The following is a 24,812-nucleotide window of genomic DNA, read 5'->3' on the forward strand; positions in this document are numbered from 1 at the left end:
TTTCTATTATGCAACCTATAACTAATTTATTAATTAATGCCCTGCGTAAAGCAGTTAAGTTTTTGCATAGAGATTTTTTAGAACTTGAAATGCTGCAAAGAAATTCTGTAAGAAACGAAGAATTTTGTAAGCGATCTTATTTAAGATTAAAAACTTTATTATGTGAAGAATTGCAAAAACATACACAATATTTATTTTTTCCGGAGGATCAATTTGATTTAAATAATAATTATGAGAGTGTTTTTTTAATTAATCCTATAGATAGCCCAAATAATTTCGCTAGAAGCATACCTTTTTTTTCGATATCTGTAACGTATTTGAAAAGGAATCAAGAAGTTTTAACTCCTACTTCTACAGTAATATATTTTCCTGCTCTTAATGAAGTTTATTATGCTGAAAAAGGCAAAGGAGCTTGGATAGAAAAAAATAATTTAAACTCTAATTATCAAGGATTAAGACTTAGAGTTTCCGATAATGCCGATTTAAAAAACTGTTTAGCAATTATTGAAGATGTAAATCATAATGATTTGGAGGCGATAGAGGTAGATAATATTAGATCTTTTGGTTCTCCTTGCTACGGTGTTACGCTTGTAGCTTCAGGTAAAGCGGATTTAATATGTTTATCAGTATTAAATTTTACATTATATTATGCATTTGAGCTTCTTATTAAGGAAGGAGGCGGGATAATTATAGATTCTAGAGATAAATTTATATATTCAAATTGTTATATTGCTAAGAAACTTAAAAAATATTAGAGGTTATCTGTATCAGTTATTTTAATTGATAATTAAAGAAATTTTATAGCAAAAATTAATAAGATTTTGGAAGGAATAGTAGTTCTTTTCAAGAAAATCTTATAATTTGTAGCAAAAAAGCATTTGATTAGCTTTAAAGTAACTGATTCAGTAACCTCTTGGAAAGAAATTATTTTAGATTTGCATTTTTATTGTTAGAATATAATTATTAATTCATATAAGTTATGGCACATTACAAAGAGTTTGAATTTGACTGCGATTTTGGTGGACAAAGAGCCAAGTTTAAGTTTTATATAGGGACGCCTCAAGAAGGGCATCATCCGCTACAATTTCAAGCAAAATGGTTATCTGACGAAAGAGGCGGTACTATTCCTGATGAGGTTATGAAAGCAATATCACAGCTAAATGATCTTGCTAAAAAAAACGGTGTTCCACTTCCGGATTTATGCGTATATGCTCTTGGTTCTGCTCAAGAAGCCCAAGCTACCCCTCAAGAAGAAGATGAAGATGAGAGTGAAAACCACGAAGATAAAGCAGAGCAGGCATAGTTAAAAATAATAAGAATCGCGAATAGCAAATTACTTATGTAATGCGCTATTCGCGTTAAGAAGATTCATAGGGATTAAAATGAAACAATATAATGATTTATTTAAAATTATTCACCGCGAAGGATATATATTTATTGCTAGCTTTGCATTAGTAAGTTTTTTATTAGCATCATTTAATGAAAAACTTGGCTGTATTGGATTTATCGCTACTGCTTGGTGTATTTATTTTTTCCGTAATCCTGATCGTTTTGTGCCTATAAGTGATGATCTGGTAATAAGTCCTGCAGACGGAATAATTCAAGAAATTAAGGAAGCACTGCCACCCCCAGAATTAGGTCTTGGTGATATGGAAATGATTAGAGTTAGTATTTTTCTAAATATTTTTAATGTCCATGTTAATAGGATCCCGGCAAACGGAAAAATTTTAGCACTTCATTATAATCCCGGAAAGTTTTTTAATGCTTCACTTGATAAAGCTAGTATTTATAATGAGCGTCAATCAGTATTAATGGAAACTGATAAAGGGCAGAAAATCGTTTTTGTTCAAATAGCAGGACTTATAGCAAGGCGTATAGTTTGTGATTTAGAAGAGGGGAATGAAGTTAAAACGGGTGAGCGATACGGTATAATTCGTTTTGGTAGCAGAGTAGATGTGTATCTACCGTTGAAAACAGCTTTATTAGTGAGTAAAGGGCAGACTGCTATAGGTGGTGAAACTATCATTGCTGATTTTGGATGTAAAAAGACAGCAGAATTTAAGTTTGAGAGAAGATAGTTAAATATCATACCGTGGGCTTGACCAGCGTCGTTGTGTGGATCGATGCCACCACCTTGTCATATCCCCCCGGCGACTTAATCGTGGGATCCAGTAAAATACTAGTATTTTTTATTGTTTTTATGGATACCGTAGTCAAGCAATGTTATGACACTTGGGAGTATAAAAATTGTTAAAAATTCGTAAATCTATAATAACTAAACCTGTACCTCTAATAAAATTAATTCCCAACTTTATTACGTTGCTTGGTTTAGTAACCGGTATGAGTTCTTTAAAATTTGCTTTGGATAGCAGGTGGGAACTTGCGGTATATTGCATTATAGTAGCGGCAATTGTTGATGGTATCGACGGTAGAATAGCAAGGATGCTAAATGCAGCTAGCCCATTTGGTGCAGAGCTTGATTCATTATGCGATTTTGCTAATTTTGGTATAGCTCCTGCTTATTTAATATATTTATGGTCTTTTCAGCAATATGAATATAAGGTATTTTCATCAGCAGTAATGCTATTATTTATAGTGTGTATGGCATTACGTTTAGCGCGCTTTAACGTTGGTATTTATCAACCGAAACAAGATAAAAAAACTGAATATTTTTTTACCGGTGTACCTGCCCCATGCGGTGCTTTACTTGCTTTAACTCCTGTAATGATAGATTTTGAAATCGGTACGTTATTAAATATTAATACCCGTACTCATACTATAACAATTAATATATATTTGGTTATTATAGCTTTTCTACTTGCTAGTAGGCTTCCTACAATCTCAACAAAAAATTTGAGTATTAAACCTGAATATTTATCGCTTGCAATGATTTTAATTGCTATTGTGATTATAAATCTTATCATATATCCATGGTATTCACTGCCGTTAATTGCAGTTATATATATTCTTTCTATACCAATTTGTTATTTTTTTAAACATAGAGGGTATTGGTAAAGTTAATTATGCCGAGTATATTACAACAAGCTATCGACAAATACAAACATCATCCATTTACTAAATATGTAATTATTATAGCCTTAATAATATTTATTTATTTGGGATATAGAATGTATGTTTGAGCAAATACACAATCCACGGATAATGCTTACATAGATGCAGATATTTCAAATGTTAGTGCTGAAGTTAGCGGTGTTTTAACAAAGTTATTTGTTACCGATAATACTAAAGTTAATAAAGGTGATCTGATAGGTGAAATTGACGATAGAGATTATAAGGCAAAGCTTGCAGCACTTGAAGCATCTATTGAAGCTTGCATAAAAAATATAGAAATTATATAGCAAAAAACCTCAATAGGGCAGATTAGCCTAGAACAGGCGGCTGAAAAATTAAAGCTTACTAAAATAAGCTTTGATATTGTTTCAACAGATTTTACTAGAGTGCAGGAATTAAATAAGGCAAAATTTGCTAGTTCTAAAACATTAGGTGATGCTAAAAACGCATATCAAAAAGCCAAAACGTATTATAAACAAGCACAGTTAGTTAGATATATCTAAGCAAAATTTACAACTTCTTGAGCTTGAAAAAGCAAGCAGAACAGGCAAAACTTAAAGAGCTAACGGAAAACAAAAAAGTAACGTTAAGGAGCTTAAAAAATACTAAACTTATTGCTATGGTACCCGGTATATTCGGTAATAGTAGTTTAGAAGTCAGAAATTACATAGTACCGGGTAGGGTGTTGTTTTCTATAGTTCAAGATAATACTATGTATATTCAGGCTAATTTTAAAGAAACGCAAATTAAGAAATTTAAGTCTGGTATGAAAGTCAAAATTGAATTTGATGCTTTGCCTAAAAAAATAATTGACGGGAAGATTCGTAATATTGCTCCTGCTACCGGCTCTAAATTTAGTTTAATCCCACCCGATAATGCTACAGGTAATTTTACTAAAATCGTACAACGTGTACCTGTTTTAATAGATTTTGAATCCCCAAATGCTAATCTAGTCCCTGGCATGTCAGCAATAGTATCAATCAGAACCGATCAAAAGACATAATGTTCGTCAAAAAATAGCAATAATTATTCTCTTAAAAGTACATATTCTAGTATTATTTACTTATTACTTAAAAAGCTATATAATATCAGTAATACCAAAAGTAATAATTAATGTGCAAAGATATTTAGATCCCACTAATGATAGTTTATTTAAAAAAATCTTTCGTGATTTAGAAAGGTTAAAGGAATTTATCAATGCAGTTCTTGAATTACCTGAGGGGTTTAGGATTAAAGAAATAGACTTTATACCTGTAGAGCAAGTACCTATTATTGATAAAGGGAAAAAAAGCATATTTGATTTAAAGGTTAAAGATGAAGCAGGTAGCTGGTATATAATCGAAATGCAAAAAAGAAATGAAAGCGATTACTTAAAAAAGAGTGCAATATTATTTGGCTCATTCATACGTACAGCAACTTACTCAAGGAATACAGCATAAAGATTTACTACCGGTAATAGTTATTGCGCTTAGTAAGACTAAAATTTTTGATGATGAAGTACCTTGTATAAGTCTGCATCAAATGCTTGAAACTAAAACAAATAAGCAATATTTATTTGATTTTTCTATGTATTTATAGAGCTTAAAAAGTTTGATAAAGATAAGTTTGATAATACTATAGATGAATGGCTACATTTATTTAAGTGTGCAGAAAACGAAACTAGTCCGCCTGCAAATATCAAGAGTAAGAAAGTATTAGATGTGTATAATGTAATAGAAATGCATAACCTACCCCCGCGAAAAGAGTATGACGCATACATAAGAGCAAAATTAATAGAAGATGCTGAGGAAATAGCTTTATCTAAAAATTTTGAAAAAGGTAAAGCCGAAGGGAAAGCAGAGCGGATACAAATGATGCTAGAACAAGGTAAAACTGTTCAGCAAATAATAGAGTGCACAGGATTATCTAAAGCAGAAATAGAAGAGCTAGAAGCAAAAATAGAAAATTCTAAAGCTAGTTGATTAATTATTTACCGCTTAACTCTGTTAACTCTTTTTTTAGTTTTATTACTAAAGTTTGTAATTTTTCAAATTCTTCGCGAGTGACGTAATTACCTTTAATTATTTTATCCTCAATTATGCCACAGCTTTTATCCGATATACTATTTAAGGCTTTTTGTGCTACGCTGCTCGCTCCAACGGCTACTTTTAAAATATTATTTGTTTTCATATCACCTCTATAGATAAAGCATGTAAGCCGCTATTAAATTCATCGGCAAGTAAGTTATTAATAGTGCGGTGACTTACAATTAAGCTTTTTCCCTGTAATGTTTCTGCAGCAATTCTTATTTTTATATGGCTGTGAATTCCGTCATAATGACTAGCATGTTTATAGCTTTCATCTATTATTTCTTGAAAATGTGGTTTTAACACACTTAATTTTTCTTGTATCCTTTCTATGCGGCTCATATTTTTATTTCATTTACAGTAAAAATGTCCTAATATCCTTAAGTATATAATTTTATGATAAAAATGGCAATGTCAGAATTAATAACGGATTATAAAGATTTACAAGATGAGATAGATAAATTGGAAAAAGGCGTATGTTTTGCTTGTAGATTAGTGAATTATGATGAAATAGAATTTATAGAGCAGGATAAGCATTTTATAATTGAAGATTTAGATCAAATCATTGAGGATGTAAGCAAAGAACTTAATATTTTTTCAAAGTTTAAGAAAATAAAGAAAGATAGAATATTATTTATCCTAAATACTACTGATTCTGACTTAATTAAAAATTTTGCTAGAAAATTATATTTATTTTCGCAGCTTTATATTAATGAACAGAAGCCGGCAATTTATATGAATTGTTATATTGCTAGTATTAAATTTCCAAAAGTAAGTAATAATGCTCAAGAAATTGAAAAAATATTAAATATGTTACTTTCACAAAATAATAATTATTATTACCGTGAATATAGCAGTACAGAACATGATTTGGAAAATATAAGAAAATCTAATCTTCAGCTTAACTTATTACGACAAGCCTTAGCAAAAAATACTATGCGATTTGCTTATCAGCCTATAATAGGTCGCAATACCATGAAAGTGCATTATTATGAATGTCTGCTTCGTATACCTGACGAGAACGGCGTTTATATTTCCGTAGGTCCTATAATACCTATTGCTGAAAATAAAGGATTAATTTTTATAATTGATCAAATTGTTTTGGAAATGACTATTAACGAACTTGCAAGCAACCCAAACTTAATGTTAGCCGTTAATATTTCAAATATAGGAACAGGCGATGAAGCTTTATGGGAAATAGCAGAAAACTTATTAAAAGCTCATAATGTTCGGGATCGTTTAATTATTGAAATTACAGAAACTTCTTTCAATGAGAATTATGATAAAATAACTTTATTTATTAATAAACTACGTAAGTACAGATGTAAATTTGCATTAGACGATTTTGGCTCGGGTTTTACTTCTTTTAAACAACTTCAAAGCTTACCAATTGATATTATCAAAATTGACGGTAAATATGTGCGTAGTATTACAAGTGATGTACAAAGTAGGTATTTTGTAGAAAGATTAATTAAAATTTCAGAAGATTTAGGTATTGAAACAGTAGCTGAATTCGTAGAAAACGGAGAAATAGCCAAATTTTTAATTGATCTAAAAGTCGGTGGGCTACAAGGGAACTTCTATTCCGAAGCAAAATTTGATAGGGTGGAGTAGTGTAAATCTGTCTCGTATGTCATTCCCGCCTACGCGGGAATGACATACGAAGTATAATACTTGACAATCTACATAAAAACCTCTATGCAGAACTCAACTTTAAATAATTAAACTTAGATGCTGTTACTTGAATTAAAAAAAACTAACCAAACTTTAGAAACTATACATTTTTTAGGTATCGGCGGTGTTGGAATGAGTGGTATTGCTGAGATATTACATAATCTAGGTTATAAAGTACAAGGTTCCGATTTAGTAGAAAATTATAATACTAAAAGACTTGAGTCATACGGCATTAAAATATTTTTAGGACATGCTAAGCAGCACATTACCAATGTTTCGTATGTTGTTATTTCATCGGCAATTAATTCAAATAATCCTGAAATAACAGAGGCATTAGAGCGTAAAATTCCGATTATTAGGCGTGCGGAAATGCTCGCTGAACTTATGAGATTAAAATGTTCTGTAGCAGTGTCGGGATCGCACGGTAAAACCACTACTACTTCTTTAATTGCTTGTTTATTTGAGGCTGCCGGTTTATGTCCTACAGTTATTAACGGCGGGATTATAAATAATAAATCGACTAATGCATATCTTGGTTCAAGTAATTATTTAATTGCGGAGGCCGATGAATCGGATGCAACGTTTATTCATATTCCATCAACTATTGCGATAATAACTAACATTGATCCTGAACATTTAGATTATTATAAAGATTTTGAAACATTAATTGGTGCATTTAAAAGCTTTATTACTAATTTGCCGTTTTACGGTTTTGCCGTTTGTTGTATCGATCATAAAATAGTTCGTAAGTTAGTAGATGATATTACTGAAAGGAAGATTGTTACTTATGGAATCGATTCAGAAGATGCTCATATTATAGCGTTTAATATTAACACTGATATTGCTTCCTCTACTTTTGACGTAAAAATTAGTCTACCAAATGTACTAGGTACAACGATTATTGAAAAAATTACTATTCCCACGCCTGGAAGACATAATATTTTAAATAGTCTTGCTGCAATTGCCGTTGGGATAGAATTAGATTTTGGTATTAAAGCTATTAAAAACGGTTTTAATAATTTTAAAGGAGTGAAGAGGAGATTTACTAAAGTAGCTGAATATAATAAGGCGGTGGTTATCGATGATTACGCTCATCATCCTGAGGAAATCAAAGCGACGCTTGCTACGGCTCGAAATATAGCCGATAAGCAAAACGGTAAAGTTATTGCTATTTTTCAGCCTCATAGATATTCAAGGATGCAGCATTTATTTGATGATTTTATGCGTTGTTTTAATGATGCGGATATGGTTTATATTACCGATATATATGCTGCAGGAGAAGAGCACATAGAAGGGATTACAGGTCAAAATTTAGTTAATGAGATTACTAAAAATAAGCATCATGACCAAGCAAATTTTTTAGCTGAATTAGAGGATGTAGTTGGAGTTATTATAGATAATGCGGCTTCCGGTGATATGATCATTATGATGGGAGCAGGTAATATTTCAAGTTTTGCTAATGAATTAGATGAGAGATTGTCATCCCGCACTTGATATCCATGCAACAACGTAATACAAGAAAACAGATGAAAGTAAAAATATGTTAATTTTACCGACAGTAAAGGGCGAGTATAAAAAAGATTATAATTTAAAACATCTGACATGGTTTAAAGTAGGCGGTGATGCCGAAATTTTCTTTAAACCTTTAGATAGCGAAGATTTAGCAAATTTCTTAATACAAAATAAACAAAAATTACCTATAACTACTTTCGGTGCAGGCTCAAATATTATTATAAGAGACGGCGGCATAGAAGGGGTTGTTATAAAACTTGGTCAGAATTTTAGCAATATTGAGTTTATAGATAATCATTTAATAGTAGGTAGCAGCTGCCTTAATTATAATTTAGCAAAATTCTGTCAAGCAAATGCTATTTCCGGTTTTGAGTTTTTAGTAGGTATTCCTGGTACTATCGGTGGCGGTGTTGCTATGAATGCTGGAGCTTACGGCTCTGAATTTAAAGATATTATAGTTAAAATAGAAGCGATTGACTTTGCAGGAAATTTTCGAACATTTACTAATGAAGAAAGCGGTTTTAAATATCGCGGCAACAATTTACCAAAGGATTTAATTATTCTCAAAGCCGTTTTTAAAGTAAATAAAGGCGATAGTGAGAATATATTATTACGGATGAATGAAATCAATAACGCAAGATCATCGACTCAGCCTATTAAAGAGCGTACGGGCGGTAGTACTTTTGCAAATCCTGAAGGGCTTAAATCTTGGGAACTTATTGACAAAGCAGGGCTTAGGGGCTATAGAATAGGCGGTGCTTCGATGTCAGAACTTCACTGTAATTTTATGATAAATAATGGTGATGCTACCGCTAAGGATTTAGAAGATTTAGCTGATTTTGTCCGGCAGAAAGTATTTGAAGATAGCGGCGTTGAATTAAAGTGGGAAATTAAGAGAATAGGGCAGTGTGGTTAAAAACCGTCATTGCGCGCAGTCGTAGACTGCGTGGCAATCCAGTACAAAATGCTATAAATTAGCATTTTGTACTGGATTGCTTCGTCAAAACTTACAGTTTTTCCTCGCAATAAATAATATGAAATATCAAACACATTGGATAGAACATTCTGTAGTCAAGATATTAAGTACTACCGGTAAAAAACATATAGCGTTAGTAGCTGGCGGTATGTCTGCTGAGCGTGAAGTATCGTTAGTATCAAGCGAAGGGGTTCATAAAGCCTTGATTGAATTAGGATATAAAGTGACCTTTATTGATATGGGAGCGGATATTGCGGTTAAATTACAAAAAATAAAACCTGATATTGTTTTTAACTGTTTACACGGTACATATGGTGAAGATGGTTGCTTGCCTGGATTACTTAATATAATGCGGATTCCTTATACTCATAGCGGCGTGTTATCTTCAGCTTTAGCATTCGATAAAATACATTCTAGCAGTTGGTTTGTAACGAATAATATTAATACGGCAGAAAGTATTGTTGTAAGTAAAAGCGATAATATAAAAACTGATCCTATGAAACGACCATATGTAATCAAACCTCTTACGCAAGGATCAAGTATTGGTGTTGAAGTGATATTTGAAGAAGATGATTTTAACTTTGCCGATTATGATTTTCCTTACGGTGATCAGGTAGTAATAGAGAGATATATAAAAGGACGCGAATTGCAAGTAGCGGTATTAAACAGTAAAGCTTTAGGAGTTTTAGAGATTAAATTACTAAAAAATCGTTTCTATGATTATGCAACTAAATATACTGAAGGATTTGCTGAACATCTTTGTCCTGCTCCGCTACCTGCTAATTTATATGAAAAATTACTTATAGCATCAGAAAAAATTTATAAAACAATGAATTGTAAAGGTCCTGCTAGAGCAGAGTTTATTTTAGAAGAGCAGACAAACAAATTATATGCTTTGGAGATAAATACTCACCCAGGTATGACTCTTTTATCAATAGTGCCGGAAATTGCAGCTTATGCAGGGATAAATTTTACTAACTTAATTGAAGAAATTATAAAGACGGCAAGTTTTGAATCATGAGAAAAAAAACAAGCTCCAATAAAAAAAACAAAAAAAAACCTAATAATATCTCATTACGCCGAAAATTAGGACTAATTTACAAAAAAGCAATATTAGGGCTTAAGATTGCTTTAATTATCTTTGTATGTATATTTGTTTTTACAAAATATTTTGCCGGCATAAAAACCTACTTAATAACAAATATATATCAAACAACAACGAAACTTGGGTTTAAACTTGAGAATGTTATCATCGAAGGACAGCAAAATGTCGGTGAGTCTACAATATTAAAGGTTTTAAATACGAATAATGGCAGTCCTATTTTTGCTCTTAAATTAGATGAAATTAGAAATAATTTAAAGAAAAATAAATGGATCAAGGAGGTATATGTCAGTAGAAGATTACCAAATACGGTATATATAAAATTATTTGAAAGAGAACCTATTGCTATTTGGCAAATTAATAATCAGCTTTTCTTAGTCGATGAAGAAGGTTACGAAATTAGTAAAAATATTCAACCTTTTCCTCATTTATTACATGTTGTAGGGGAAGGGGCAAATATCTATGCAGGTAAATTAGTACTAGAGCTACAGAAATATCCGGCATTAATGAATAAAGCTTTAGTTGCTATAAGGGTTGGAGATAGAAGGTGGGATTTAAATCTTAAAGGTAATATAAGTATTAAGTTACCTGAAAAAGAGTTTGAAGCAGCATTAAAGTATGTCGATGCACTAAATAAAGCTAACAAGCTATTTAACCAAAATTATAAGGCTTTGGATTTAAGGGATAAGAACAAGTATTATATTGAAAAGTATTGAGAATCGTCATTGCGAGGAGAATTACGTAGTAATTCGACGAAGCAATTTAGTTAAAAATTCTGATTTACAGAATTTTTTAAATTTTTTTCTAGATTGCCATGTTGCTTCGCTCCTCGCAATGATGTTTTTGGAATAACAAACATAAAAAAATGAAAGAGAAAATATCAAATTTTGTAACGCTTGATTTTGGCAGTAGTAAGATCGCTATAATTGCTGCCTATATTAGTAAAAATGGTGAGATTAAAGTAGCTAGCCAAAATTTGCATCATTCTAAAGGTATTAAATCAGGAGTTATATCAGATTTAAAAAATGCTGAAACTAGCATTGTTTCGGCAATTTATGCACTTGAAAAAGATTGCGGTAAAAATATAAAAAAAGTTATATTATCGTTGTCAGGTGCCGATACTAAATCTTATTATATTAATTATACCATTAAAGTTAACGGGCAAACCGTAACGCAGCAGGATATTAAAAAGTTATTACAAAAAGCATTACTTGAGTTTAAAGTTAAAAACCAAGAAATTATTCATTATTTTCCTCTTGAATTTACTCTTGATAATAATTCAGTCGAGAATCCTATAGGTATGTACGGTAGAGAGCTTAGTTGTGAATTACATATTATTGCAGCTAGTTCAAATATGTTATCAAATATTGTACAATGCTTTGCTAAATGTCATGTTGAAGTCACAAATATTACTCTAGCAATTTATGCTTCTGCTATTAGCTGTCTTACAAATGATGAAAAAAATTTAGGCTCGCTTATTATAGATATGGGCGATAAAACTACCTCTTTCGGCATTTTTTTTGCCGGTAAATTAATATATACATGGCATGTAAATATAGGTAGTTTTCATATTAGCTCAGATATTGCTAAAGTTTTCGGTATTGATCTTGTTACGGCAGAGAAATTAAAAATTTTATACGGTAATGCAATGATACCTTTATTTGAGAAAGATAGTATTATAAATATGGATGATTTTCAGGTTGAGACTCATCATAATTTAAATACTTCCGTAACAATTTATAAATTAGCCGAGGTAATAAGAGCAAGAGTCGAAGAAATATTATCAATGGTAAAAGCCGAATATGATAAAGCAACAAAAGGGCAGGTTGAAGTTTTTAGAGTTGTAATTACCGGCGGCGGGTCTCAGCTTAGAGGGCTTAAAGAGCTTTCAAATAAAATTTTTGAAAAACAGAGTAGAATCGGTAAACCGGAGATTATTGCCGGTTTTACAGAAGACTATAATCCGGCTATGTATTCAGCAACTATAGGAATGCTAAAAATTCATGCTCTAAAACAGCAAAAAGAATTTGCTCATATTAGACTTGATGAAAATAGTAGCTTCTTTAAAAAAGCTTTTGATTGGTTTAAAGAGAATGTTTGAATTCGATTATTATTTTTTCTTGCTACTATTGTCTGAAAAATACCTTGAGAATCATATGTAATTTCAAGGATTTGGAATCCTGCTTTTTTTTAGCTGTGTACGTGTTTTGGCTTCTGTACGAAAAACTTGCTATGTAGCGTTAATAATATTGCAAAAATAGCCTTTTGTTTTAAAGCATTCACAGTATTAACATTTGTCCATGTAGATTTCTTTGATAATGTTAGATGAGGTGTTAAAAAGCTTGCAATTAGTATACCACTAGGTTTAAGCACTTTACTAAATTGTTTATATAGATCAGTAACTTTATCATCATCAAATTCATAGATATTAAGACCATTACTCGTAAGGATATTATATTCCTAGTGAATATCAAGATTCCAAGTATCTTGTTGCCAAAAGTTAACATGCGTAAGATGATGCTTTTTAGCGTTTTCTTGTGCTAGTTCTAAAGAACTAGCATCTAGATCAATCCCTGTCATATAAATTTCTTTTATTTTGCTGTAATCTAATGTAAGCAAATCGTCCATAGTACCGCAAGGAACAGAAATAAATTTCATTCTGTCTTCTAACTTATCCTGTAAAATGTTGTACAATATGTTAAAGCGTTCTTGGGTAGCTTTAACAGAAGGAGCATGGTACAAAATCCATCTTTCTAAAATGTGGAGTTTTTCTTTTGAAAGACCATGAATTATTATATAAGATGTCCAATAACCATTGAGTCCTTTATTTGCCAACAAAAAACGACCTAACTCAAATTCGCGTAATTGATCAAGTAAGGAAAGCTGTTCATCTAATGGCAAAGACTTTCTAACTCTTTTTTAAGTTGTGAAGCATCAAAAGTAGATTTATTTAATCCATGATGCGTTATTAATCTTGGCATAAATTATATAGGGTTTGATTCTATGTTTTAGGTCTATGCTTAGAACAAATTAGTACATTCCCTTTGATTGCAATGATGAAGAGTTGCTCGCCTGTTTTTGCATCGATTTCACTTGGAGCAAGGTAAGCATTCATAATAGCACCGGACCATCTTACTTGTCCTATAGTATCAGAAGAAACGGTAGAACTATAAACCTCTACCGTTTTGCCTATCATATCTGAGTAATTTTCTGTTCTATCAGTTTTATTATAAACATATTTTTTAAGAGGATAATATAATATGCAAAACCAAATAAGCGATAATATACCAAAAAATGTTATTTGATTTGTTAAGCTAACTAGAGGATAGTGATATACCACAAGAGTGTTTGATAATGCTCCAAGCCCAAAGAATAAAAATCCAATATTTGGAACTGCAAAAAATTCAACAACTACACAAATTATGCCGATTATTAACCATATTTCGGTGAGGTGATTATTTATCATGAACATAAGTTTTTAAAAATAATATGACGTCCGCTATGTCTTGTGGTCTTGAGATACCGGCAAAGGACATTTTAGTTCCTGGTGTATAGCTACTTGGTTTATGTAAGAAAGCAAATAAACTATCATCATCCCATATGCCACCGAGTTTTGATAGAGCAGGGGAATATTTATAGTCTGCTATGCTTGCTTTTGGCCTGCCTGCTACATTCCAGAGATGCGGTCCTAGTTTATTTGGACCGTCTTTATCAAGAGAATGACACATTAAACATTTCTTGGCTATTTCACGACCGTTATCGGCATTCGCTGTTTTCATCAATTCCGGTATATTGATTGGTGCTTGCTCTAGTGCGATAGTATCTTGATTTTCTGATGATTCTTGAACCGCAACGCTGTAGCCGCGATGCTGTAACTCTAGAGTGGGTTTATATAATATATTTGCAATAAATCCAACCATCATAGCAATTAAACTAGCAAATAAGATGGCTGCAACAATTTTATTTAATTCTTTTCCAGACATTTATTTTGTTTTTTTATTAGAATTTATACTATAATTTAAGTTGTAAGAGAAGTTAATTAAATAAAAGAAAAATTTATAAAAATATTTGTTCTTTGGAGAGAAAAATAAATGTCTGATTCAAAAAAATCAAGGGTTAGAACAATATTTAATAAGCTAAAATCTTATTGGACTAGTTTTAGACAAAGTAAAATCGGTAAAATATTATTTAGCAATAGTTTAAGTTATACAGTTTCCGTAGCTTCTATAGCAATTGCAGTTTCCGGGCTTTTTACTCCTATATCACCGATAATTATAGCTGTAGCTGTTGTTTCAGGAGTTAGCGTAGGAATTCAAGCTATAAATGAGACTTTGAAAGTGCATGGTTTGCGTAAACTTCATAAAGAGAATAATTTATTAGTACATAACAGAAATGCTAAAAGTCAGCAAGATTATATATTATCATTAGAACCAAGCTTAAAAGATATTTTGAAAAATGAATTATATACGCCGCAAACGGCATGTAAGGATGTTACTCAAGATAAGTATGAGTTAAATGTAAATAAATTGAAAAGTACAGGACGAATATTTGGAAATAATTTGGGTGGAGTCGTAAATTTGGCTGCCTCTATTATTAAAGGTGCTAGCGGTAATGTGCTTGATATATTAAAAGCTACGGGTTACGGTGTAGTTACGACCGTATCATTAATTATCGACGGTCTTACTGAAAAGGAAAAAATAGAAATAAAAGCAATATTTAAATTAAATATAAATGAAGAATATAAAAAACAAGACACTCCTATATATGAAAATTTAGAACTATTAGAGAATTATACTAAAAATCAAGTATTGCAAACGTTGGCTTTAAAAAAATTAATAACGGATAAGAATTATTGGAGTATGAATAAAGACCAAAAAATACAAAAATTTCGAGAAATAAGAGGTAATTTTAATTTTGAAATAGAAAGAAACGGTTTAGAAGAATTTTTTAAAGAAAATAAAATAACAATGGATAATAGACAAGAGAGTTATGTTAAAGATATTAAAAATGTAATGAATCCATTTTATGAAAAGCCTAGTAAAGCCGAAGGATATAGTCCGTTAACTAAAGCTATGGATAAAGATAAAGTTAATAATGCTGAAATAAAAAGAACAAAACGTGAAAATTTAAAAAGGATGCAAAAAAGAAAGCGAAATTTAACAATATGAAATGATTATTATAACTCGTTGCTAGTTACAAATTTGTAAGAGGTAGTATCGCTAAATATTTTATGCAATAATTCATTATTAAGAGCGTGACTGGTTTTGTAGCCTTTAATTGAACTTACAACGCTAGTGCCGCTGGTATATAAATCACCGAATAAATCTAATAATTTATGGCGAACAAATTCATCTTCATAACGTAAGCCGTTTGGGTTTAAGATTTTATCCTGCTCATCTATTCCTATAGCATTCTCAAATGAGGCACCTTGGGCAAGTCCTTTGCTTTTTAAATAATCAACATCTCTTATAAATCCAAAAGTTCTAGCATCCGCAATATTTTTAGTAAAAGATTCTTGATCTCTAAAACTTAGATTTTGTCTACCTATAGCTTTACTGTTAAAATCAATAGTTAAATCTACAGTCATGTGATCGGCAGGAGTACAATATAATTCACAATCTTTATGAACTACTTTTATATCTTTTAAAATTTTTAGATATTTTTTAGGAGCATTTTGTAATTTTTTTCCTGCACATTCAATCATAAATACAAAAGGTTTACTACTGCCGTCCATAATTGGTACTTCAGGACCGTCAATTTTAATAATTGCATTATCAATACTGCATCCCCAAAGTGCTGCCATTAAATGTTCAATTGTTGAAATTTGCACTTTATGCTCATTACTTATAGTGGTAGATAACAAGGTATCGGAAACATTGAAATAGTTAGCTTCAATATAATTATTTTCAGAAGATATATCGGTGCTAATGAATATAATTCCGGTATTTGCTTTAGCGGGTTCTATAGTTAACTGGGTGCGTTTGCCTGAGTGAACCCCAATTCCGTAACAACTAACCGGTTTTAATAATGTACTTTGCTGCATGCGAGACTATAAAAAATATATTTAAATATTAATCTTTAATGCCAAATTATACAAGTTATATTATGTTACAAAATATTACATAATCGTCATTACGAGCAGTAATAGGTATTGTTGTACGGCTCATTTTATGTCATTCCTGCGTTTGCAGGAATGACATAGAGTTAAATTTAAAATCTATACAATTGATACTTAATAAAATACCAAAAATGATAGGCTACAAAACTACCGACTACGGCAAAAACAGAAAATAAGAAATCACTGCCGTTAATAGTGCCGTAAGGTACATGAGATGATAAAGCTCCGGCATATATACCGATGCTGCACATTGAAAAATACGAAAATAAAGCTGTTCTGAGTTCGTAATCTCTAAATTTATCAATTAGTATTAAAATATTGCAAATATAAATGGATCCTAAACAACTACCGATTAGTATTATATATAATATATTAAGGTTTTTACTAGTTCCATGAAGCGGTAGTAAAATAAAGCAGACGAGCAGAATTATAGTTAGTGATAAATTAGCCAAATATTTGTTTACTTTGCTTAATATGTAGCATATAGGAATTATAGAAACACATATTGCTAGGAAAATATATTTTAATATGAGTCTTAAATTAATTAATGCTAATTCTTTCTTTAATGCAAAAGCTTCATAATACCATAATATATCCAAGGTGACATAAGCAACTACGAAGCCTGTCAATAATTGTAATTCGACATTTTTTATTAAGGATGAGAATTTTGAATTTAGATTTAATTTATGAGATGTAGGATTATAATGCAAAAATTCAGTTAGTATATTGATACAATATAACAATGCACAAATTACTATAGTATTATTTGTCGGTTTTATAAATGGATTTAATAAATCTACCATTAAGTTTCCACCCGCCCATAACAACATTATACAAGCTAAAAAAAAATATTTCTTTTCTTTGCTACTCTCAACAATGTCTAATGTTATAGAAGTGAAATATGAAAATGTTCCAAAATTAATTAAAATAAAATTAATTTTAATTAGAGTATAATTATTTAATACAATGAGGTTTATTGTACAAATAATTAATAAAGATAAGCTAAGTAAAATAATTTTTTTATTACTTAACTTATTAATTAACTGTGTTAAGGCAAAGCCTGCGATTATCGAACCTATAAATTTAGTTTGATTTATATGATTTATTTGTTCTCCGCCTAGATTTTTATTTATCAGTAAAAAGATTTTAAAATTATAAAAATTTATAGCATTGATACAGGAAAAAATAAATATTCCCAAAAGCGAGAAAAAAATAGTTTTATAATCGTTTTTTAAAGTCATAAATTAAGTGTTTGCTAAACATAAATACATGGTATATAACTCATTAATTATAATGATTAAGATTATTATCTTAAAAATTCAAGAGATTTGTAATTTAAGTATATATGGATAGTTATTAGATTATCAGCTTTTAATCAAGTATGGTAGTCTTATTTATAATTTGTATATAATTATTGTTTAATTTTAAAAAAATTAATGAATTAAATAATATGAAAATATTTTAATGTAAGAAAAATAATAATATATTTTTTAGTATTTTAAAGAGGTGTTCTTTGAAGTTTATCTAGAATTTACATTTTTGCTCTTTAATCATAGATAAATTATCTATTTAAATAAATTAATACAAGATAAACAATGATTGTTCTTAAGATACAGGCATTATATTAATTATTTGTTCTTCAAGTTAGTGAGCAAGATAAATGAATAAAAAGATTATAATTGATGCTAATTTTCCAAGTGAAACAAGAGTAGTTTTATTAGGACAAAGCAACAATATAGAAGATATTGAATTTCAAACAACTGTAAGACAACAAAACAAAGGTAATATTTATTTAGCAAAAGTTACAAGAATAGAACCGTCGTTACAAGCTGTTTTTATAGAGTATGGAATGGATAAAAGCGGTTTTTTACCGTTTAGTGAAATCCATCCTAACTATTACAATTTGCCTACCTCGGAGAGAAATTTTCCGGTTAATGCTTTTCCTGAAATAGCTCTTTCGAATATTACGGTTGAGGATGATAAAGAGAAACCGGTTGCTATATATGATTCTTTGGTTGATAGTGAAGAAATTGACCTAAAAACTATAGAAGATTTAGTAGAGAGTAAATTCCAGTCAGAACTTAATTTAGAAGCGGCTGATGATATTGAAATTATTCAAAGCGGTACCACTGAGTCAAATATTCCGCAATATAAACAATATAAAGTTCAAGAAGTAATAAGAAAAAACCAAATATTATTAGTACAGGTTACTAAGGAAGAACGAGGAAATAAGTGTGCCGCTTTTACTACGTATATATCTTTAGCCGGCAAATATTGTGTTTTAATGCCTAATAAAGGTTCGCAAAACGGCATATCACGTAAAATATCAAACGGGGAAGAAAGAAAAAGACTGAAAGATATTTTAAATAAAATAGTAAGTGGTGACAAAAATACTTATAGCGTAATTGTTAGAACTGCAGGTAGAGGAAGTAGTACCTTAGATTTGAAGAAAGACTATAATTATTTAGCAAGATTATGGAATAAAATTCGTAAAAGTACTATTAAATTTCCAGCTCCGTGTTTTATCCATGAAGAAGATAGTATAATACGTAAAACCATACGTGATATGTGTGATCACAATGTTAAAGAAGTAGTGATTCAAGGACAGGAAGCCTATGAGGATGCTTCAAGATTTATGCAGGATTTATTACCTTCAGAGCTTGCAAAGCTGAAAGAGCATAAAAATAAAACTCCTATATTTACTAAGTTTCAAGTAGAAGAGCAATTAGTTAAATTATATCAGCCTGTCGTGACACTACCTTCAGGGGGATATATCGTTATTAATCCTACGGAAGCTCTTATTTCAATTGATGTAAATTCCGGTAAATCAACTTCTGAAAACAATATCGAAGAAACGGCACTAAAAACTAATTTAGAAGCAGCAAAAGAAGTAGCAAAGCAAGTAAAGCTTAGAGATCTATCAGGTTTGATAGTTGTTGATTTTATAGACATGAGCGAAGCTAAGAATCGTAAAATCATTGAACGATCCTTTAAAGAGTTTTTAAGTCGTGATCGTGCTCGTATACAAACCGGTAATATTAGTCAGTTTGGACTCCTTGAATTCTCAAGGCAGCGATTACGTTCTTCTTTCTTAGAAACTAATTCGGCTATTTGTTCTCATTGTAACGGTAAAGGAGTCATTAGGGCGAGTGATGCTAATGCTATGTTAATTTTACGTACTATAGAGAATGAAATTTTTGAAGAAAGAATTGATGTAATAAATGTTTTTACCAATATCGTTTCAGTTATTTATCTACTTAATAATAAACGCGCTGAGATAAAATTTATTGAAGAAAAATATAATATACAGCTTAATTTTTATTCTGATCCTAATGCTACATCAGATAGTTATTCAATTGAAAAAGTGAAGCTGTTGAAGAAAAACAACAATAACGTTAATCCTGTTAAGCCGGTGATTCAGAATCATAGTGCTGATTATACTGAAGAAGAGCCGCAAAAAGAACAGTTACGAAAAAATAAACATAAATGGAAGACAGCTAATCATAGTAATAATATTGCTAATGAAGTAAAAGATAAGAGTTTAGAGGCAAAAGAACCGGTAGAGCAAACTGTAAGTGCTGTGGAAGAGGTGAAAGTTGTAGAAAGTAATGCCGGTTTAGAAGAAGCACAAGCTGCTCCAAAAAAGACAAAACGTAGATATCGTAATAAAAAATCAAATAAAAAACGTCCTGCTAATACCGCCGAAGATACGGAAAAGAATGTAGAGTCTTGATTAGGAAGGGCTGAATGTCTTGTTGCGTAGACCGGCTTTTCGTCATTGCGAGAAGAATTACGTAGTAATTCGACGAAGCAATCCAGTGAAAAATTCTGTAAATCAGGATTTTTTTCTTCCTTACTTCGTCAAAACTTATATTTTTTCCTCGCAATGACGACTTTCAGTATCCATGCGACAAGATCTTTGCAGGAATGACGAGATAAAAAACATAAACTGAAAATAAAAAAGTGCAGAAAAGCTTAATTATAAAATGGTTGTTTATAAGCTGTATAATGGTCATAGCAATGATTGTTATAGGGGGTATAACAAGGCTTACAGGTGCTGGTTTATCTATAGTTGAGTGGCGTCCGGTAACCGGTATTTTGCCGCCTTTTAGTTTTGAAAGCTGGCAAGCGGAATTTACTAAATATAAAGCTTTTCCTGAATATAACTCCGTTAATTACGGAATGACTTTATCAGAGTTTAAGTTTATTTACCTGTTAGAGTTTATACATCGATTACTCGGTAGAATTACAGCTTTAATATATATTGTACCTTTCATATATTTTTATTTTAAAGATGTTATAAAAAATTGTGACATGCTACCTTATATAATTGCTTTGTTGTTATTTTGTTTACAAGGTTTTATGGGGTGGTATATGGTTAAAAGCGGCTTATTGAATAGTCCGTCTGTTAATCATTTTCGACTTGCTTTTCATTTAATTATTGCCGTAATTATTTATCATATACTTTTTTATCAATTAATAAAAAATCGTTGTGATATTTTGTTAATCCCATCACAAACAGATTTAAAATTACCACTAATATTTTCCGGTATTGCTATTACTGTAATATATGTGCAAATTTTTTTAGGGGCGATGGTTGCAGGGCTTGATGCAGGGCTGATATATAATAGTTTTCCGCTAATGGGGGATCATGTTATCCCGATGGAGATAAAAGATAGTTTCTTTAATCTTGCAAATTTGCATGATCCGGTTTTTATACAATTTGTACATCGTTTAGGCAGCTATAGCGTATTTTTGGTTGTTGTGGTTTTAGTAATTTGCTTGTTAAAAATAGAACATCCGAAATTAAATAAGATAGCGTATTTTCTAATGATTGCATTATTGATACAGATATCTACCGGGATAATTACTATTTTATACTCTGTACCTATAATAATTGCCTCTATACATCAGCTTTTTGCTATAATCCTTTTATCTATAATAATTTGGTGCTATTTTTTAATAAACAGTAGTTAAAATATTACTGTGGTTAAGTCGGCATTGTTGCGTGGATACCAAGTTGTCATGGCAAGGAGCAAAGCGACGCAGCAATCCAGAAAAAGATTAAAAAATTCTGTAAATCAGAATTTGTATAACTGGATTGCTTCGTCAAAATTTTCAATTTTTCCTCGTAATGACGAAAAAACTCATACATACAACAACACAATAAAAAGTTCTAAATGAACATTGATGTCAATACTCCTATTTCTTCTAGATTAGATAAATATTTAAAACGTCTATATCCGTTATTGACTCAAGGAGTCATAGAGAAAGCATTACGTCAAAAACAAATTACCGTTAATTCTCAGAAAGCAGAAGCGAGTTTAAGAGTAAAGGGTGGCGATAAAATTTTTATTAACGATAAGTTTAATTTACCTGTTAAGCAACCCGAAAAATTAGTTTTTACCGATGCTGAAATTAAACTAGCGCAGAAAATTACTATCGATTATCTGATATATGAAGATGATAATTTAATAGCTATAAATAAACCTGCAGGTCTTGCCACTCAAGGTGGCAGTAAAATAAATTTATCTATTGACTCTGCATTAAAATATTTGAATTATAAAGGTGCTGATTTTAAGCTAGTACATAGGTTAGATAAAGAAACAAGCGGTTTGCTCTTAATAGCCAAAAATTATTTAAGTAGTGTAAAACTTCATGATGCTTTTAAAGAAAAATTAATTGTAAAAACATATTTTGCTGTAACCTATGGAAAGCCAATTAAAAATGTAGGAGAAGTTAGAAGTAATATAGAGAAGAGTAAAGGAAGTACACCTAAAATGACTGATATTGATAGTGAAAATGGTAGACTTGCCATTACTTATTATAAATTACTTAAATCACTTGATAATAACTTATTTTTAATTGAGTTTACGCCGGTTACAGGTAGAATGCATCAATTAAGATTGCATTCTAAATTATTAGGTTGTCCGATAGTTGGAGATGATAAATATGGTAATAAAGAAATAATGCCGTATAGTAAATATATGTTCTTGCATGCTAATAATATATATTTATCTGAAAAGATTTTTGGTCAAGAGGTTAAGTTAGAAGCAAAATTACCGTTTTATTTTACTAGACGTCTTACATAGCTTGCTGCTAAAGGTAATTGGTACGTCGAGCCTAGACTTGAATCCTCACGTATGCTTTTGTACGCTGCGGTTCGAAGTGCAGTATCTCTGTCAAATTTCTTTATTAGCAAACGTTTGCAAGATGTCTACTGATCAGTTTGTGGAGTGTTGAAGTTATGATTCGTAGATATTTTTTATTGCTGCTTTTTTTAATTACTAATAGTATTGATTGTTTTGCAGATATACAGCAAAGAATCAATGAAGCAGAAAAAGAATATATAAGTAATAGATTTTTAAATGCTGTTTTTATGTTTGCCGATGATTATAAACCTTTATTAACCGGTGCTAAAGGAATTTTTGCTTTAAACGGTGAGCAATTAAAAGCAAATGAAATGATGCCCATTGCTTCTGCAACAAAACCTTTTACAGCAGCAGGAATTTTAAAATTACAAGAACAGGAATTATTAAATATTAATGATAAAATCTATAAATATCTTGATCCAGAAATGTGGGGTGGAAAAGTACCGGATTGGGCATATAAAATATCTATTCATAATTTATTAACGCATAGTAGTGGTATTGCTGAATATTTTAGTTTTGTTAAACTTGATTTAAATACGCCTAAGAAAGAGATTTACAAGAAAATATTACAATTTGTTTCTTCTAAACCTTTAGAAATATCTATAGGGAAAAAATTTAAATATAGTAATACTAATTTTGTTATACTCGGTATGATTATCGAAAAAGTAGCTAAAAAAGATTTAGGTAACTTTTTTTATGATGAATTTTTTAAACCTCTGAACATGAAATCTACTAGTTTTGCTTCATATAGTGCAGCTGCTAGAATTCAGAAAAATGTTGTTAGTTCTAATTATCCGGTAAGATATTTTTTAACGCCTAATAATAGTAATAAACCTATATTTACTCCTGTAACTGCCGATTTTTTAGCAGTTCCTTGTGCAGATGGAGGGATAATATCAACACCAAACGATCTAGTTAAATGGTATAGGGCATTAAATGAAGGGATAATTCTTTCTAAGAAGTCATATAAACTTATGACTACTAAATATTTTTTAGCAAAAGATATAGAAGGGCGTAAGTCTTATATGGGTTACGGTATTTTCCTTACGGATCTTGATTCTAAGCATTTAATGATTCATTATACGGGAAAAGCCCTTGGAATACAAAGTGCAGCAGGATATGTTTTGCCTGATAATCTTTATTTTGCTATACTTAGTAATACTATGATTAAAATTCCTGAAGAAGAAAAAGATAAGATTGACATGAAAAATCCTTTAAATCAACTTGGAATAATTTATTTCAGAGATGCAATAATAGGGGCAGCTATAAAAAAGGATTAAATAAAAACATTAAATGAAGATAGTTACTTGGAATATTAATTCATTGCGTCTACGGATTGATTTATTAAGAAAATTAGTATATGAATATCAGCCGGATATTATTTTACTTCAAGAAACAAAGGTATCGGACTCATTATTTCCTCTTGAAGTTATTAAAAATATAGGTTATGAACATGTAATATATTCAGGACAAAAATCATATAACGGTGTTGCTATTATTTCAAAATTTCCTTTGAATAATGTTTTTTCATTAGAGTTATATAATAGTGATAAAAGGCATATAGCAGCTATAGTTAATGATATAGAAATACATAATTTTTATGTTCCTGCTGGTGGTGATATACCTGATATAGAGGTAAACTTAAAATTTAAGCATAAGCTCGAATATGTAAGGTTAATGCAGGAATGGCTAACTACTAACCGTACTAGGAACGATAAAATTATCATTGTTGGGGACTTGAACATTGCTCCGAATGAACATGATGTATGGTCTAGTAAGCAGTTGAGAAATGTTATCAGCCATACTGATATTGAACGTTCGTTATTGGTAGAGCTACAAAATTCGTTAAGTTTTATCGATAGTAGCAGGCATTTTGTTCCACTCGACGAAAAGTTTTATACTTGGTGGAGCTATAGAAATATAGATTGGAAAAAATCTAACAGAGGTAGAAGGCTTGATCATATTTGGGTGAGCGATAATTTAAAAGATGCATTATTTTCTATGCATTTACTATCAGAAGCACGTGATTGGTTGCCGCCTTCAGACCATGTGCCGTATTTTGTGACTTTGGACGTCATTCCCGTGGAGGCGGGCATCCAAAAACAGATGTCACCCCGTGGCTCTTGACCACGGGATGACA

25 protein-coding genes and 1 pseudogene are annotated in these 24,812 nt (G+C 30.8%); 19 read left to right on the forward strand and 7 right to left on the reverse strand.

Annotated features, from left to right (window positions below; translation table 11 throughout):
• Positions 1 to 8: 8 nt before the first annotated feature.
• From A452_RS0101300 to A452_RS11725, 7 genes and pseudogenes are all read left to right on the forward strand, one after another.
• A complete protein-coding gene (locus A452_RS0101300; protein WP_014413037.1) occupies positions 9 to 755 on the forward strand; it encodes an inositol monophosphatase family protein in 747 nt (248 codons plus the stop codon).
• Positions 756 to 979: 224 nt separating this feature from the next.
• Positions 980 to 1,303: a DUF2610 domain-containing protein gene (locus tag A452_RS0101305; protein WP_014413036.1), complete on the forward strand. Its 324-nt coding sequence runs from the start codon at positions 980 to 982 to the stop codon at positions 1,301 to 1,303.
• Between the two features lie 79 nt (positions 1,304 to 1,382).
• Positions 1,383 to 2,078 carry a phosphatidylserine decarboxylase gene (locus A452_RS0101310; RefSeq protein WP_014413035.1) on the forward strand — a complete coding sequence of 232 codons (696 nt, stop codon included), beginning with the start codon at positions 1,383 to 1,385 and terminating at the stop codon, positions 2,076 to 2,078.
• A gap of 169 nt (positions 2,079 to 2,247) precedes the next feature.
• Positions 2,248 to 3,015, forward strand: coding sequence for a CDP-alcohol phosphatidyltransferase family protein (locus tag A452_RS0101315; protein ID WP_014413034.1), 768 nt, complete (start codon positions 2,248 to 2,250; stop codon positions 3,013 to 3,015).
• Between the two features lie 8 nt (positions 3,016 to 3,023).
• A pseudogene (locus A452_RS07870) lies at positions 3,024 to 4,075 on the forward strand (HlyD family secretion protein).
• Positions 4,076 to 4,187: 112 nt separating this feature from the next.
• Positions 4,188 to 4,511: a PD-(D/E)XK nuclease family transposase gene (locus A452_RS11720; protein WP_014413033.1), complete on the forward strand. Its 324-nt coding sequence runs from the start codon at positions 4,188 to 4,190 to the stop codon at positions 4,509 to 4,511.
• 261 nt (positions 4,512 to 4,772) lie between these two features.
• Positions 4,773 to 5,033 carry a hypothetical protein gene (locus A452_RS11725; RefSeq protein WP_014413031.1) on the forward strand — a complete coding sequence of 87 codons (261 nt, stop codon included), beginning with the start codon at positions 4,773 to 4,775 and terminating at the stop codon, positions 5,031 to 5,033.
• A gap of 4 nt (positions 5,034 to 5,037) precedes the next feature.
• Here the strand turns inward: A452_RS11725 and A452_RS0101335 are convergent, their stop codons facing one another.
• Together A452_RS0101335 and A452_RS0101340 are read right to left on the reverse strand one after the other, a co-directional pair.
• A complete protein-coding gene (locus tag A452_RS0101335) occupies positions 5,038 to 5,241 on the reverse strand; it encodes a hypothetical protein (RefSeq protein ID WP_014413030.1) in 204 nt (67 codons plus the stop codon).
• A complete protein-coding gene (locus tag A452_RS0101340; RefSeq protein WP_014413029.1) occupies positions 5,238 to 5,480 on the reverse strand; it encodes a BolA family protein in 243 nt (80 codons plus the stop codon). The genes A452_RS0101335 and A452_RS0101340 overlap by 4 nt, the downstream gene beginning before the upstream one ends.
• A gap of 54 nt (positions 5,481 to 5,534) precedes the next feature.
• Here A452_RS0101340 and A452_RS0101345 point away from each other — a divergent pair, with 54 nt between their 5' ends.
• From A452_RS0101345 to ftsA, 6 genes are all read left to right on the forward strand, one after another.
• Positions 5,535 to 6,752, forward strand: a complete 1,218-nt coding sequence (locus tag A452_RS0101345; protein WP_014413028.1) for an EAL domain-containing protein — start codon at positions 5,535 to 5,537, stop codon at positions 6,750 to 6,752.
• A 117-nt stretch (positions 6,753 to 6,869) separates the two neighbouring features.
• A complete protein-coding gene (gene murC / locus A452_RS0101350; protein ID WP_014413027.1) occupies positions 6,870 to 8,306 on the forward strand; it encodes a UDP-N-acetylmuramate--L-alanine ligase in 1,437 nt (478 codons plus the stop codon).
• Between the two features lie 46 nt (positions 8,307 to 8,352).
• Positions 8,353 to 9,240: a UDP-N-acetylmuramate dehydrogenase gene (gene murB, locus A452_RS0101355; RefSeq protein ID WP_014413026.1), complete on the forward strand. Its 888-nt coding sequence runs from the start codon at positions 8,353 to 8,355 to the stop codon at positions 9,238 to 9,240.
• A gap of 118 nt (positions 9,241 to 9,358) precedes the next feature.
• On the forward strand, positions 9,359 to 10,321 hold the full coding sequence (locus tag A452_RS0101360) for a D-alanine--D-alanine ligase (RefSeq protein ID WP_014413025.1): 963 nt from the start codon (positions 9,359 to 9,361) through the stop codon (positions 10,319 to 10,321).
• Positions 10,318 to 11,118, forward strand: coding sequence for a cell division protein FtsQ/DivIB (locus tag A452_RS0101365; protein ID WP_017208476.1), 801 nt, complete (start codon positions 10,318 to 10,320; stop codon positions 11,116 to 11,118). Before A452_RS0101360 ends, A452_RS0101365 begins: the two co-directional genes overlap by 4 nt.
• 149 nt (positions 11,119 to 11,267) lie before the next feature.
• Positions 11,268 to 12,503, forward strand: a complete 1,236-nt coding sequence (gene ftsA / locus A452_RS0101370; RefSeq protein WP_014413023.1) for a cell division protein FtsA — start codon at positions 11,268 to 11,270, stop codon at positions 12,501 to 12,503.
• 359 nt (positions 12,504 to 12,862) lie between these two features.
• On the opposite strand, the gene A452_RS0101375 is transcribed toward ftsA, so the two are convergent.
• From A452_RS0101375 to A452_RS0101385, 3 genes are all read right to left on the reverse strand, one after another.
• Positions 12,863 to 13,303: a methyltransferase domain-containing protein gene (locus A452_RS0101375; protein WP_014413021.1), complete on the reverse strand. Its 441-nt coding sequence runs from the start codon at positions 13,301 to 13,303 to the stop codon at positions 12,863 to 12,865.
• 100 nt (positions 13,304 to 13,403) lie between these two features.
• Positions 13,404 to 13,874, reverse strand: coding sequence for an NfeD family protein (locus tag A452_RS0101380; RefSeq protein ID WP_014413020.1), 471 nt, complete (start codon positions 13,872 to 13,874; stop codon positions 13,404 to 13,406).
• Complete coding sequence (locus A452_RS0101385; protein ID WP_014413019.1) at positions 13,858 to 14,385, reverse strand: c-type cytochrome; 528 nt, start codon at positions 14,383 to 14,385, stop codon at positions 13,858 to 13,860. Before A452_RS0101385 ends, A452_RS0101380 begins: the two co-directional genes overlap by 17 nt.
• Positions 14,386 to 14,493: 108 nt before the next feature.
• Between A452_RS0101385 and A452_RS0101390 the strand changes: the two genes are divergently transcribed.
• Positions 14,494 to 15,570, forward strand: a complete 1,077-nt coding sequence (locus A452_RS0101390; protein ID WP_014413018.1) for a hypothetical protein — start codon at positions 14,494 to 14,496, stop codon at positions 15,568 to 15,570.
• An 8-nt stretch (positions 15,571 to 15,578) separates the two neighbouring features.
• Here A452_RS0101390 and lpxC read toward each other — a convergent pair whose 3' ends face one another.
• Together lpxC and A452_RS0101400 are read right to left on the reverse strand one after the other, a co-directional pair.
• Positions 15,579 to 16,445: a UDP-3-O-acyl-N-acetylglucosamine deacetylase gene (gene lpxC, locus A452_RS0101395; protein WP_014413017.1), complete on the reverse strand. Its 867-nt coding sequence runs from the start codon at positions 16,443 to 16,445 to the stop codon at positions 15,579 to 15,581.
• 167 nt (positions 16,446 to 16,612) lie between these two features.
• Positions 16,613 to 17,761: an MFS transporter gene (locus tag A452_RS0101400; RefSeq protein WP_014413016.1), complete on the reverse strand. Its 1,149-nt coding sequence runs from the start codon at positions 17,759 to 17,761 to the stop codon at positions 16,613 to 16,615.
• Between the two features lie 419 nt (positions 17,762 to 18,180).
• On the opposite strand from A452_RS0101400, the gene A452_RS0101405 reads away from it, so the two are divergent.
• The 5 genes from A452_RS0101405 (at position 18,181) to xth (ending at position 24,799) form a co-directional block, all read left to right on the forward strand.
• The gene (locus A452_RS0101405; RefSeq protein ID WP_014413015.1) at positions 18,181 to 20,253 is read left to right on the forward strand and encodes an Rne/Rng family ribonuclease; all 2,073 of its coding nucleotides are present in this window, start codon (positions 18,181 to 18,183) and stop codon (positions 20,251 to 20,253) included.
• A 230-nt stretch (positions 20,254 to 20,483) separates the two neighbouring features.
• Positions 20,484 to 21,497 carry a COX15/CtaA family protein gene (locus A452_RS0101410; RefSeq protein WP_014413014.1) on the forward strand — a complete coding sequence of 338 codons (1,014 nt, stop codon included), beginning with the start codon at positions 20,484 to 20,486 and terminating at the stop codon, positions 21,495 to 21,497.
• Between the two features lie 203 nt (positions 21,498 to 21,700).
• Positions 21,701 to 22,612, forward strand: coding sequence for an RluA family pseudouridine synthase (locus A452_RS0101415; RefSeq protein ID WP_014413013.1), 912 nt, complete (start codon positions 21,701 to 21,703; stop codon positions 22,610 to 22,612).
• 155 nt (positions 22,613 to 22,767) lie between these two features.
• On the forward strand, positions 22,768 to 23,952 hold the full coding sequence (locus A452_RS0101420) for a serine hydrolase domain-containing protein (protein WP_014413012.1): 1,185 nt from the start codon (positions 22,768 to 22,770) through the stop codon (positions 23,950 to 23,952).
• Positions 23,953 to 23,965: 13 nt separating this feature from the next.
• Positions 23,966 to 24,799, forward strand: coding sequence for an exodeoxyribonuclease III (gene xth, locus A452_RS0101425; RefSeq protein WP_014413011.1), 834 nt, complete (start codon positions 23,966 to 23,968; stop codon positions 24,797 to 24,799).
• Positions 24,800 to 24,812: the final 13 nt, after the last annotated feature.

Source organism: Rickettsia australis str. Phillips (assembly GCF_000273745.1).
In the GTDB taxonomy this organism is placed as follows: Bacteria; Pseudomonadota; Alphaproteobacteria; order Rickettsiales; family Rickettsiaceae; genus Rickettsia; species Rickettsia australis.